This is a genomic window from Vibrio sp. A37 (assembly GCF_059777565.1).
On record NZ_JBLNLI010000001.1, the window covers coordinates 139,587 to 151,959 of the forward strand.

The window sequence follows — 12,373 nt, forward strand, 5'->3', positions numbered from 1 at the left end:
TCTTATTGGGGTTGTGTCAATCACATTTACGTGGAGTTATTTGAAAGAGCTAAAGTACTAGTAGAGTTACTTAAATGAATAACGTAAGCTCACTAGAAAGTTAGTAATATTCGGCGCGGCATCATCTGTAGAAGTGTCTTGGTTTGTCGAATTAGAGTTCACACCAAAGTAATAAGTAACCGACGTATTGATAGTCAAGGCATCGTTGACTTTATAGCCAATTCCCGCACCAACCAATGGTGAAAACGCGTGAGTACCGTGACCATAATCATCCGAAGTCATCATATAAGCTTCGCCTGCTTTACCGAACAACGACCAATCACTGTTAAGGTTATAAGTAGCTACACCAGACATATCAACAGCAGTTGTTGTAAGGTTAAAAGGAACAAAAAAATCATATTGAGCATCACCAAAGTAGTTGTAACCTAGCTCAGCACCAAGGTCCCACTTAGGAGATAGATTCATCTGATATCCAGCCGCAGCTCTAACTGAGCTTGCTCCCGTCCAGCCTAAAGACTCTTGAATATTGGCCCCTAAACCACCTTCGACATAAAAATTATTTGCATATGCCGATGAGATTCCCACTGTAGATAAAGTGGCGACTAATAGAATATTTTTTGTTAGCTTCTTCATTAAAACTTTACCACTCATAGTTTGTATAACTTTAAAATTTAGACATCAACAAAGGTGACGAGAGTCACACATCTTTCTGAAGGGAATACTATCAGTTTTTATTAGTGGTCAGAGGAGGTACCAGGTAAAGAAAGCAACAAAAAAGTCATGTCTGTGTAAATATTTGCCATAACAAACAAGTCAATTATTGGACTTGTAAATCAAATAACTTAGGGCAATATACAGAATAAATCTCCATATCCTCTACATATTTAATCGGGCGCACTGTAATAAATAACATTGCACTTGAGTGACTGAGAATCCTTTATTGTGGTGTCTGCGCATTTGCAAAAAATACAGAAAAAGCCCTTGCAAATACTGAAAGGGCTTTTACGGACGGAGGCTTCTTAATTGTTAAAAACGTCCTTGGAGACCAAGCATAATAGATTCGAATGTGGAGTACTGAGTGACCAAAGCTGTGCCAATAATACCTATGCCAAAATGAGATTGTCCAGGATATATAAATGCTTGAAGCTCTAGAGGTATACCTACCGCATTTCTTGACTTGGAGCTGCCAGAGTTTGTCACCTGACCATTGCTAATTGTCTGCCACGACATGCTTTCACCATTAAAATAGCTTATACCTGTCGAAGCAGACCAATATCCAGTCGTGTTACCTGTTATCGCCCCTCTATCAATCCAGCCATACTCCAACGCGGTTTCATTACCAGACAAGCTTTGAGAATCTAACACTGAATCTGGAGTTAAAGCATTTGTAATTCCGCTGGTAATACCCTCATTCCAACTTTGTGTACGGAGCGTAACTAATCCATGCAAAAATGGTTGATAGTTTACATCGAAACTCGCCGTCGTATCTGATGCGGTATTATCTAAACCGTAGTTCACCCCATTTACATTCGTTTTTAAACCTCGGTATTGTTGTCCAGACCCGGCACCGAAGGCCAAAGTGACCCAAGTTTTTTGTCCGGTAGAGAGTTGACTAAACTGTTTTTGGGTCATGCCAGTCGCAGCGTTAGCCTGAAAAGATATAAATGCGCTTATAGATGTTGTAAATAATAGAGTCCCTGTCCTCTTGATTATTTTATTCATAGTTAATGTCTCGATGAATATAAATTTTAAAGTGACGAGAGTTACGCGTCTTCAGCAAAGATACTAGCACCAACATACGACGTATTGATTAAAAATTGTGTTAGAAAGTCATTGATATGTCATAAAAATGCAATTTTGCGCATTGCAAAGTGAAAGCCTTATCTTTCTAATCGTGTTCTATTTTGAGGAGTATTACTTATTTTTATCAAGTAGACAGGTTAGTGGGCTTAAGAAAACAACAAATCTTCATGTTATATTACAAAGCATAATACAAGCATAGGGGCTAAAATGTTATCCATCGAATCACTACCCTACCTAATTTCTGTCGTGGAATGCGGTGGGTTTTCTGCAGCGGCAGAACAACTCAATTGCGCCACATCAACGGTGTCAAGACACATCCAACAATTGGAAAAAGAGTTGGACTCCTCTTTATTCAGACGGCATACGAGAAAGTTAGCGCTCACTGAGGAAGGTCGCATTGTCTATGAAAAAGGCCTAGAAATATGTTCTCAAATCGATTTGATGGAAAATGCAGTATTTAACCGCCATCAAGAAATTAGCGGCTTGGTAAAAATTAGTGCCCCACACTGGCTCTGCGAAAACTATATTGCCCCTCATATGCCAAAACTGCATCGAATGTGGCCGAAACTAACCATTTCTACGACGATAGAAGCTGGATATATCGATCCCTATCTTGCAGAGCACGATATTTATATTTGCGTGACCAAACCTAAAGACTCATCTCTCATTATGAGACCACTACATTACCCTGAGTTTTGGCTGGTTGCTCACCCTGATTACCTAAAAGACAAACCCGCAATTAATTGTCCAAAGGACTTGCAGCAACATGATATCATCGGACTAAAGCGCTCGAATAAACATGCCACTTGGACCTTCAAGCATAGAGACAGCAATGCGGTCGAAACCTTTAATACTTCAAATGCTTGGTTTTCTTATATAAGTACCAGTGTTGGTCACAGAGTATGTGTGAACGGAGGTGGGGTATGTGTCATGCCGAAAGAGCAAGCTGAACATGACGTTAGGCAAGGCCGTTTACGCAGGTTACTTGTTCAATATTCATGCAGCACGATTGAAGAAAACCACGACACATACATTGTTTACACTAAAGAAAGCTCCCAAAGCCCCCGAACTAAAGCGGTAATAGATCACATTATGAATAATATAAACAACTAATTTGCTATTTTTAACTAGATAATTCAACTCAATCATTCAGCCCTACTCTAGGGTTGGATGATGCAATAGGAAAGGAGGTAAAAAGTAAGTCACTGATATTTTATGCATTTTAATATTGTCACACTAAAAAAATATATTAATTCATTAAAAGTGAATAATATTGCGAATGTAACTCTAAGAAGTTAATATCACCTCCACACTTTTTGTATAGCTCGCCATCTTTTTTATCTGTTAAGTAGCATCAGGAAACTTCATGCAAGAAAGCACTCAAACTCTCGAAAGGAATCCCGCTAAGAATAGCTTTTGGGTATTTTTAATCCCTTCTATTCTAGGCATTTTTCTATTTATGCTCCCTATTCATTACGCTGGTGAACTTACCATTCCAGTCGCCGTTTTAGCTAAGTCGGTAAAAACTCTGCTTGGAGAGAGTATAGTTGCGATTGCCACAGCGGTGATTGCGTTTACATCAATAGCGTCAATACTGACAAAAGTCTTCAAGCCTTCGTTTGTTGTTCATCGTCCATTTTTAAATAACTTGCTAAACCCTTCTCTGGTTTGGCTGATTGTCAGACTTATCGGTGGCGCAGCCGTTTTAATGACATTTTACCAAGTTGGTCCTGAAGCAATAAGGAACGAAAATACTGGTGGTCTGGTGCTGCACGACTTACTACCAACGCTATTTTCCGTATTTTTATTCGCAGGCTTGCTGCTACCACTACTATTAAATTTTGGTTTGCTTGAGCTGTTTGGATCTTTACTAAGTAAAGTGATGCGGCCACTATTCAACCTTCCTGGACGCAGTGCTATCGACTGTATGACATCTTGGTTAGGCGATGGTAGCGTCGGCATCTTACTGACGAGCAAACAATACGAAAACAAAGTGTACACACAACGTGAAGCTGCCGTGGTGGGGACAACGTTTTCAGCGGTATCCATCACATTTAGTTTAGTTGTTATCGCGCAAGTCAATCTAGAGCATCTCTTTGTACCGTTTTATGGTGCTGTCTGTCTGGCTGGTATTGTCGCTGCCGTTATTATCCCTCGTTTACCACCATTGAGTAATAAGGAAGATACATTTATCGACGGCACTACAAGAGACAAAGATGCGGACGCTTTACCAACAGGACGTAGCAGCTTTTCTTGGGGTATGGAGCTTGCTTTGCAAAAAGCATCAAAAGTCACTTCTTTCAAACAGGTAGCGAAAGAAGGTTGTGGGAATGCAATAGATATGATATTCGGTGTATTACCTGTAGTAATGGCACTCGGTACTGTCGCTCTTGTTGTGGCTGAAAATACATCGATATTCAGCATTCTTGGCCAACCATTCGTTCCATTACTAAAACTACTAGGCGTCCCGGAAGCTGTTGCCGCATCAAAAACCATTGTGGTGGGTTTTGCGGATATGTTTATTCCATCAATATTAATCACCCCAATCACCAGCGATATGACTCGCTTCATCATCGCCGCAATGTCAGTGACTCAGCTTATCTATATGTCAGAAGTAGGAGCCCTGCTACTAGGCAGCAAGATCCCAATCAACGCTTTTGAACTATTTATCATATTTGTTTTGAGAACACTGATTACACTACCGGTTGTGACTGGTGTCGCTTACTTGGTATTTTAGAAAAGTTATCTGCGGAGAGCAGACTGCTCTCCGCGACTGGGCCTAACCTATAAAAGAAATGTATCCCTGTATAACAATTAAGTTCATGATATCGATAAAAAACGCACCCACTATTGGAACAACTAAAAATGCTTGGGGAGAGGGGCCGAATCGATTCACTAACGATCCCATATTCATCACTGCTGTTGGGGTTGCCCCTAGACCAAAACCACAATGTCCTCCAGAAATAACAGCAGCATCATAGTTTGACCCCATCACTCGATACGTCACATAGTAAGCAAAAAAGCCCATAATGATTGATTGAACTGCCAAGATAATCAGTAACGGCAACGCCAAACTAAAAATATTCCACAATTTTAAGCTCATTAACGCCATTGCAAGGAACAGTGAAAGAGACACGGTCCCTAAAATATCAACAGCCTCTGCATCCACTTTGCGAATTTTAGTTAGTTCAGAAACATTGGTAATAAACACACCGATAAACAACGCATACACAAAGTCAGGAATCATCAACCACTGTATGTGGAATGAGTTGACAAAGTGCTGTAAGTACTGCGCTCCTGTCACGCAAATAAGTAACACGAAAACACCTTCTATCACTTTTTTCGCCGTGACTCGATCCTCTTCATTTTCATTGTAAGTAACAACTTCAGGGAATTTATCGTGGGTATGATCAGTGGCACCATATTCAGAACTGAGTTGATGTTTGTTTATGAGTTTCTGCGCAATCGGGCTGCCGATAATCCCACCAATGACAAGCCCAAATGTGGCTGACGCCATCGCGATTCCAAGCGTATTCGGCAATCCATATTGTTGAGAAAACGTCTGCGCCCATGCCGCACCAGTTCCATGCCCACCAGAAAGTGTTATTGAGCCTGCAATCAACCCTAGCAGAGGGTTCAGTCCCAGCGCATTAGCCAATGTAACCCCTACACCATCTTGAATAATGATATAGACAGTCGCGACCGCCAAAAATACGAAAACTTTTGCTCCCCCTTTTATGAGTTGCTTGTAGTTAGCAGCAAGCCCCACCGAAGCGAAAAACATCAGCATGAATGTATTTGAGAGAGGTAAGGCAAAATTAATGTCTACTCCATAAAAATGAAGTCCCATCACGACAGACGCGATAACAACACCGCCAACAATAGGTTCTGGAATATTATATTTTCTCAAGATGGTGATTTTTTCATTCACAAGATGGCCTAAAAACAAGACGCACAATGCGATTAGAAAAGATTCAAAGGGGCCTACCGACATGACCTGATTCATACTACCTCTATTTATTATTATGGAGTCAATCTTCCAAGCCTTACTCTACCACTAATTCCCAGGGCCTTATTAATTAGGCTCAACAAAGCTCCATCCTTTCACTGTGAACAAAAAAGAGTTTTAGTGGAGCCTTTATTACCCACCGAATCTAGACGAGAATCCTTGCTTTAAAGCTGCTTGGAAAATTCAAAATGACCAAAGTAAAAAACAAAGCGCATATTAATAAAGGCTTTTGCGCAAATTGTCGAATAAGAAGCGACAATATGTGCTCGCAATCAAGTAACAAACAGGGCCTGCATACTGAAAAGGGGCGAATTAAACGTAGGAAAGGAATAAAGCAACAAGCTGATTTACAGACAAAAAAATAGCCAATCGCAATATTCGATTGGCCTCTATAATGTGTGAACAATATTACATTCACTAACAACGTCAGTTGGCTAGGTGACCCTCGGCTTTAAGAAGGGTCGATTTAATATATGCAGCATGCGTGCCAACTTTTAATCAACATAAAACATGACGTTCATAGGCAAAATCACCCCTAACTCGAGCATTTATTCTCAAATTGCAATTGCAAAATGCAAAATGCATGCAACTTGATACTCACCAAGTTTCTTATAAAGGGAATTATCAATCGAATCTTTACTTCGCTTACTACTCCTAGCTCGACCTTATACACGCCCTAGGAGTTTTGATACTTTTTCTACACATTAATTTGTATACTGCGGGTATGAAACTATTAAACTACGAAAATCAATGAACTATCTAATTACATTTCTGAAAGGTCTAGCGATGGGTGCCGCAGATGTTGTCCCAGGTGTTTCTGGTGGAACGATCGCCTTCATTACCGGAATCTATGACCACCTTCTAGAAAGTATCCGACGAGTCAATTTTAATCTTTTTAAAATAATTAAAAAACAAGGAATTAAAGCCGCTTTTGATCATATTAACGGTGGGTTTCTTATTGCACTTTTTGCGGGTATCCTAACCAGCATTGCCACCTTAGCCAAACTTATCTCATGGCTTCTCATCGCCTATCCAATACCTGTTTGGTCCTTCTTTTTTGGCTTAATTTTGGTCTCTGTTTACCATATGTTTAGGCAAGTAGAACATAAGTCCATATCGAGGTTTATGACCTTGGTGGTCGGAGTTATTGCCGCCTATACCATTACCGTTATCTCACCTTCCCAAGTGGAGCCAACGAGTCTCAACCTAGTATTATCAGGTGCGATAGCGATATGTGCGATGATTTTACCGGGAATTTCAGGCAGCTTTATTCTTCTGCTTATTGGTATCTATACGCCAGTTCTTGATGCAGTTAAATCACTACAAATTGATGTATTGGTGTTATTCGCTTGTGGTTGCGTTGTTGGGCTACTCACTTTTTCCCATTTCCTATCTTGGCTTTTGAGAAAATATAGGGATCTCACCATCACCTTTTTAATTGGTCTAATGATGGGAACTTTACCTAAAATTTGGCCTTGGAAAGAAACATTGAGCTGGAGACTCAACTCTCATGGAGAGCAAGTTCCTCAACTTCAGCACAACCTGATGCCATTTGATTACCAAGCGGTTACTTCCCAACCCGATCGCTTCTGGTTGGCATTAATCATGATGATTGCTGCTGTAGTTATAGTGTTAGGCTTAGAAAAATTCGCGGAGCGAACAAGTAGCTAAGCAAAATAACTGTAGTCGACAAATAATGAACAAATAGTGGAGCCTTATGGCTCCATTTTTGCGTAATTCCACACTTTTTCCCTTCCAAACCAATACTCTCTATCAGTCATGATAAGATCCTGCACTTGATATAGAGTCTAATGTCTAGGGAAGTTTGGCATGCAAGCTGCTGTTAAATTAAGTGCCATCGCGCTTGCATTCATTGTTGGGTTTGTAATTCAAAATTTTTTTGCTCACGAAGACCAACCTGTGAAAAAGCAATCTACAGAGCAATATTGCGTTCTTTCGTCCTCTTCTTGTGAGCAAAATGGCGTAACTATGAGGCTAAATGAAGACAACCCACACCCGTTGGCTCCTTTCACTCTGACTATCAGCTGGCCAACCGCGCAGGCAACGTCACTTGAACTTACATTAACTGGACTGGAAATGGACATGGGTAAACCTGTTTTCAAACTCACTCAGTTACGAGAAGGGATATATCAAGGGGAAGTTATCGTTCCTGCTTGTACTACGAACTCAATGACTTGGTTAGGCGAACTTTCTGACGGCAAACAGACCGTTTACCCCGCTATTAGGACAACGCGATGAACAAAAAATGGCTTTTCTTTTTAATTATTGCCTTTGCTGCTGGTTTGGGCGCAAATGCGCTATGGAATGCGCCACAGGTAGAAAAACATACCTCTGAACCTGTTAACGTTGCTCAAGCAACATTTTTTAGCACAGGTGATCAACCTGTTCAAATATTCAACCCCAAGGACAAGCGATTAAGAATTGTGTACTTTGGCTTTACTCATTGCCCAGATGTATGCCCGACTTCTTTAGCGATGCTAGCCGGTGCGCTTAACCAACTAGACGATAAAACCAAGTCTGAATTGTGGCCAATTTTTATCACATTAGACCCAGAAAGAGATACTTCAAAAATAGTAGGCCAGTACGCACACTACTTTAACCCTATGATTGAAGGGCTAACCGCACCCTACAGCGTCACCGAAGCAGTTGCTCATAAATATGGCGTTATATTCCACAAAACTCAGCTTCCAGACTCTGAGCTAAAATACACCATCGATCACAGCTCGTATTTCTATATTTTAAAACCTGATGGGACACTCATTACAAAAGTCCCACATATCCAATCGCCTGCTCCTTTAGTGCAAGCGATTAAAACTGTCGTCAGTCAATATCAACAAGGAAATGTAACATGAAGTTGAAAGCGCTTTTAATTGCCAGCTTAGCAATAACTCCGCTAGTCACTTTTGCTCAAACTTCAGAAGTAAAAGAGGTTAACCCGTATGCACGTGCAACTCCTCCTCACGCAACAAACAGCGCTGTGTTTGTAGAAATCAAAAACGCTGGAAACACAGACAGATACTTGGTTTCAGCATCGACACCTGTAGCAGAGAAAATTGAGCTACACAATGTGTTTAGAGATGGTGATACTATGCAAATGCGTGAGATAGAAAAAATCAAAATTCCTGCCAATGGAGAAGTAACGCTAAAACCGGGAAGCTTCCACTTAATGTTGATGAACCTCAAGCAACCATTAGTTCCAGGTGAACAAATCAAAGTGCAGCTAAAATTTGCTAATGGCGAAACACAAACATTAGATGTTCCGGTAGAAAAAGTTGAAGCTGGAATGAAAATGACGCATAACCATCATTGATAGTTATTAAAAAAGCAGCAACTCACGGAAGTTGCTGCTTTTTATACATAGATGGATATCATACTCAGCTAGTAAGTAAGGTTATAGAATATTTTCCCGTCTAGCTATTTGAGCTTTTATCTATTGGGGAGGATGAGAAATCGAGTTTACTCGCGTCAGAGGGTGGCAGGTATTCTTCTGAGACTTGTGTTGGTTGAGCTTCTTCACTAAGGCTAATTTCAGTAAAAGGAACACTTTCCTCGCCTTCACTAGTAATCTTTTCTTCAGTAGCTTGTATCGCATTCCCGATATTATCAACCAAGGGCACTTTACGCTTATATAACTTGTTGAGTACTTTGATGATGGAGTGCTTACTAACGGTTTTCTCTTCAATTTTTTTAAGCATGGGTTTGGCAAAAGTTTGCAAGCCCACGATAGTATCCACGCCAATGTCTGAGCCAACCTGATCACGTAACGCCTTAGCTTGTGCATAACCGAAGTTTGCAGAAAGAAACAGCCAAATATAAGCAATGGCGTTACCACTCGGGCCTCTATCCATCCATGCTTCACCAGCTAAGTACATTGCTTTGCTGTCCCCTTTTTCGGCTGCACGCTCCAGCCAATACACCCCTCGATTATGATCTTGTTGAGTACCTAGCCCTTTCAAATAGCAATTACCCAGCTTCATACGTCCCTGATTACTTCTCAGCTGAGCAGCAGTTTTGTACCAAACGACCGCTTCTCGAGCGCTCTTTTTTGGGTTTTGAGAAGATAAGTTCCAATCACCCAAATACAGTATTGACTGAATATGATTTTCATTGGCGGCTTGAGTGATAAACTCTATACCTTTAGTTATGTTTTTTGTGGTACCACGACCATGAATGTATGCCGTGCCAACATCAAACTTCGCGGGTATATTGCCTTCAGCGGCTTTGATACGAAGTTGCCAAAACCTCGCTCGCTCTTTAACAACAGCATCTTGATGCACCCGGGCGCTAACTCGAACCACACCATACATGCCGTTCACGTTGTCGAGCTCTGCCGCTTTGTTATACCAGTACATCGCTTCTTTCAGGTTTTTACGCTCTGCTTCTTTTGCCAAAAATAAAATAGTAGAAATATCACCACCTTCGGCCTTACTGATTTTTTCTTGGTGCTCTTGTTTTCTGTCCTTTTCTAACGCTTTCCTATAAGCGACTTCTCTTTCCTTTTTCTCTCTTTCAAGCCGCTTGCGTCGCATCGATAACGACAGCATCCATAAAAACACCAATATTAGTGCTAGTCCGGTTACTCCTATTGCAATTCCAAAAATATTCATGTGCATCAGCCAGTTCACTTCAATATCTTGCTATCGACGCAATCTATTTAAAATTTATTTACTTATTTAAGTTTAGGTCACAAAAATTAATACGTTAACCCAAACTCATTAAGGAAAACAGCTCACCATAACAACATGAACTGCGCTTTGGAGAGGGCGAAGAAACGATATCCTCCAACACCTCAAAGGAAGGGAATCAAAGACAGAAGGAACATGGAGGTAAACCTGTCAGAGGCGTCACACTTCCACTTTTGTTTTTACCCCTTGAAGGTCAACTACCTGCTTATCTGGAGAAGCATGCGTTTCACCAAGGAACTTGCCACCTTGCTCGATACTCAAGTCATCAGTATAAAGCGTTCCAGACACTTTTCCCTTACTCAATATTTCTATACTGGCAGCGTGACAAGTGCCTTCAAAACGCCCATTCACTAGAACTCTCTCAGCAAAAATCTCCCCTGAAATTAAACCAGTTTCGCTAATTACTAGCGTTTTTTCAGCGTTAACTTGCCCTTCCACAGAGCCATCGACCTGTAAGTCACTTTCTAACTTGAGTTGTCCTGTAATAGAACAGCCTTTTGCGATGAGAGTTGTAGCTGACTGCTGACTCTCAGCTCGACGCGGTTTACTAAAGATTCCCATCTGATACCTCGTACCTTACTAAATATGATTTCAAAATTGTTCACGCTCCAATCTACAAAGGGCCGAGGATCCAACGAGCGTCCGACAAATCGAATCTCATAGTGAAGATGAGGTCCTGATGACAATCCACTGTTCCCTGAGTGCGCAATTAAGTCGCCTTTCTTAACAAAGTCACCCGTTCTGACCTTGAATTTGTGCAAATGCGAATAAGAGCTTGAAAATCCATAACTATGTTGCAAACGAAGAAAGTTTCCTGAACCTTTGTCACTTGAGCGCGCCACTTCGACCACACCATCAGCGGGAGCATACACGGGGGTTCCTGTGTTAACGGCAAAGTCCTGTCCTCGATGCATTTTTAACGTGCCTGTTACTGGGTGCTTCCTTTTTCCATAACCTGAAGATATACGTGCATTTATCACTGGAGCACCGCTTGGGATCTGAGTAAGCATCACCATTCGCACGGAAGAGTTAATTGCTGCTGTATCTAGCCGCGTCTCCAAAACCCCGCTGCTTTCTTCCATTCCAAGGGCTTTTTCCAAATCCCCTAATCGGTCAGAAACAGTATTTATGCGCTCTTCTCTATCGAGTAGATCGCTTTCTAAATTCGACTTCAGTAGCTTTAAAGACTCAACTTCTTCGGTTAGAGTCATCGACTTAGTTTCTAGTTCTTGTTGTTTTAATTTGGCGAAATCCACTTCCCCCATTAAGTAATAAATAACGCAAGCAATGGTCACTATTCCAGCCGCCACAAAATAGCCAAACCCTTTTAGGAATTGGCGATACCATTTGTCGAGATGGAAATGCTTGGTTCCATGAATTGAAGAAACCGATACCACAACTCTTTCTTTCATTAACTTATTTAAATAGAGAATGTAAATTACTCCAAAGTCTAGCAAAATCTATTAATTTCTTTGTCCCGCCCGCCTTATAAAGTGGCTATTTTGCTCGGGCAAATGATCACAATGTGATACTGAGCGAAAATAATGAACAAATGCTCCTTTAAATAACTCACTATATCTTTGCAATATCAACAAATTTATGTGACACACATATCAAAAGTATAGACTCTACACAGAGTTCAACCAGAGATATTCCACCAGTTTGACTCCATCGTGAACGAAGCGTAAATTTATGTAAATTTATCAGTACCTTATAAATCAAACCTGTCGACTTTATTCATCATTGATTCATCTAAAAAGGCGTAACTTAAACCTTGTGTTCTACTTATCCTTTAAATCCAAAGATGGGTGACTCCCTACTCACTGGCTTTTAAACGATATCCAGCAAAATGCAC

The 12,373-nt window shown here is 40.8% G+C and carries 12 protein-coding genes; 6 read left to right on the forward strand and 6 right to left on the reverse strand.

Features of this window, described 5'->3' with window-relative positions; all coding sequences use genetic code 11:
- Positions 1-66 precede the first annotated feature (66 nt).
- A complete protein-coding gene (locus ACM2FC_RS00600) occupies positions 67-633 on the reverse strand; it encodes an outer membrane beta-barrel protein (RefSeq protein WP_498478874.1) in 567 nt (188 codons plus the stop codon).
- Positions 634-1,026: 393 nt separating this feature from the next.
- Positions 1,027-1,722 carry a hypothetical protein gene (locus ACM2FC_RS00605; RefSeq protein WP_498478875.1) on the reverse strand — a complete coding sequence of 232 codons (696 nt, stop codon included), beginning with the start codon at positions 1,720-1,722 and terminating at the stop codon, positions 1,027-1,029.
- Between the two features lie 288 nt (positions 1,723-2,010).
- Between ACM2FC_RS00605 and ACM2FC_RS00610 the strand changes: the two genes are divergently transcribed.
- Complete coding sequence (locus ACM2FC_RS00610) at positions 2,011-2,916, forward strand: LysR family transcriptional regulator (RefSeq protein WP_498478876.1); 906 nt, start codon at positions 2,011-2,013, stop codon at positions 2,914-2,916.
- A 253-nt stretch (positions 2,917-3,169) separates the two neighbouring features.
- A complete protein-coding gene (locus ACM2FC_RS00615) occupies positions 3,170-4,540 on the forward strand; it encodes a YjiH family protein (protein ID WP_498478877.1) in 1,371 nt (456 codons plus the stop codon).
- Positions 4,541-4,582: 42 nt separating this feature from the next.
- On the opposite strand, the gene gltS is transcribed toward ACM2FC_RS00615, so the two are convergent.
- Positions 4,583-5,809 (reverse strand): sodium/glutamate symporter, encoded by a 1,227-nt coding sequence (gene gltS / locus ACM2FC_RS00620; protein ID WP_498478878.1) that lies wholly within the window; start codon positions 5,807-5,809, stop codon positions 4,583-4,585.
- 753 nt (positions 5,810-6,562) lie between these two features.
- Here gltS and ACM2FC_RS00625 point away from each other — a divergent pair.
- From ACM2FC_RS00625 to ACM2FC_RS00640, 4 genes are all read left to right on the forward strand, one after another.
- Complete coding sequence (locus tag ACM2FC_RS00625) at positions 6,563-7,483, forward strand: polyprenyl-phosphate transporter (RefSeq protein WP_498478879.1); 921 nt, start codon at positions 6,563-6,565, stop codon at positions 7,481-7,483.
- Positions 7,484-7,642: 159 nt separating this feature from the next.
- Positions 7,643-8,071, forward strand: coding sequence for a hypothetical protein (locus tag ACM2FC_RS00630; protein WP_498478880.1), 429 nt, complete (start codon positions 7,643-7,645; stop codon positions 8,069-8,071).
- Positions 8,068-8,685, forward strand: coding sequence for an SCO family protein (locus ACM2FC_RS00635; RefSeq protein ID WP_498478881.1), 618 nt, complete (start codon positions 8,068-8,070; stop codon positions 8,683-8,685). The genes ACM2FC_RS00630 and ACM2FC_RS00635 overlap by 4 nt, the downstream gene beginning before the upstream one ends.
- Positions 8,682-9,143 carry a copper chaperone PCu(A)C gene (locus tag ACM2FC_RS00640; RefSeq protein WP_498478882.1) on the forward strand — a complete coding sequence of 154 codons (462 nt, stop codon included), beginning with the start codon at positions 8,682-8,684 and terminating at the stop codon, positions 9,141-9,143. The genes ACM2FC_RS00635 and ACM2FC_RS00640 overlap by 4 nt, the downstream gene beginning before the upstream one ends.
- A 100-nt stretch (positions 9,144-9,243) precedes the next feature.
- On the opposite strand, the gene ACM2FC_RS00645 is transcribed toward ACM2FC_RS00640, so the two are convergent.
- The 3 genes from ACM2FC_RS00645 to ACM2FC_RS00655 form a co-directional block, all read right to left on the reverse strand.
- Complete coding sequence (locus ACM2FC_RS00645) at positions 9,244-10,440, reverse strand: tetratricopeptide repeat protein (protein WP_498478883.1); 1,197 nt, start codon at positions 10,438-10,440, stop codon at positions 9,244-9,246.
- Positions 10,441-10,677: 237 nt separating this feature from the next.
- Positions 10,678-11,079, reverse strand: coding sequence for a bactofilin family protein (locus ACM2FC_RS00650; protein WP_498478884.1), 402 nt, complete (start codon positions 11,077-11,079; stop codon positions 10,678-10,680).
- A complete protein-coding gene (locus ACM2FC_RS00655) occupies positions 10,983-11,930 on the reverse strand; it encodes a M23 family metallopeptidase (RefSeq protein WP_498478885.1) in 948 nt (315 codons plus the stop codon). The genes ACM2FC_RS00650 and ACM2FC_RS00655 overlap by 97 nt, the downstream gene beginning before the upstream one ends.
- Between the last annotated feature and the right edge of the window lie 443 nt (positions 11,931-12,373).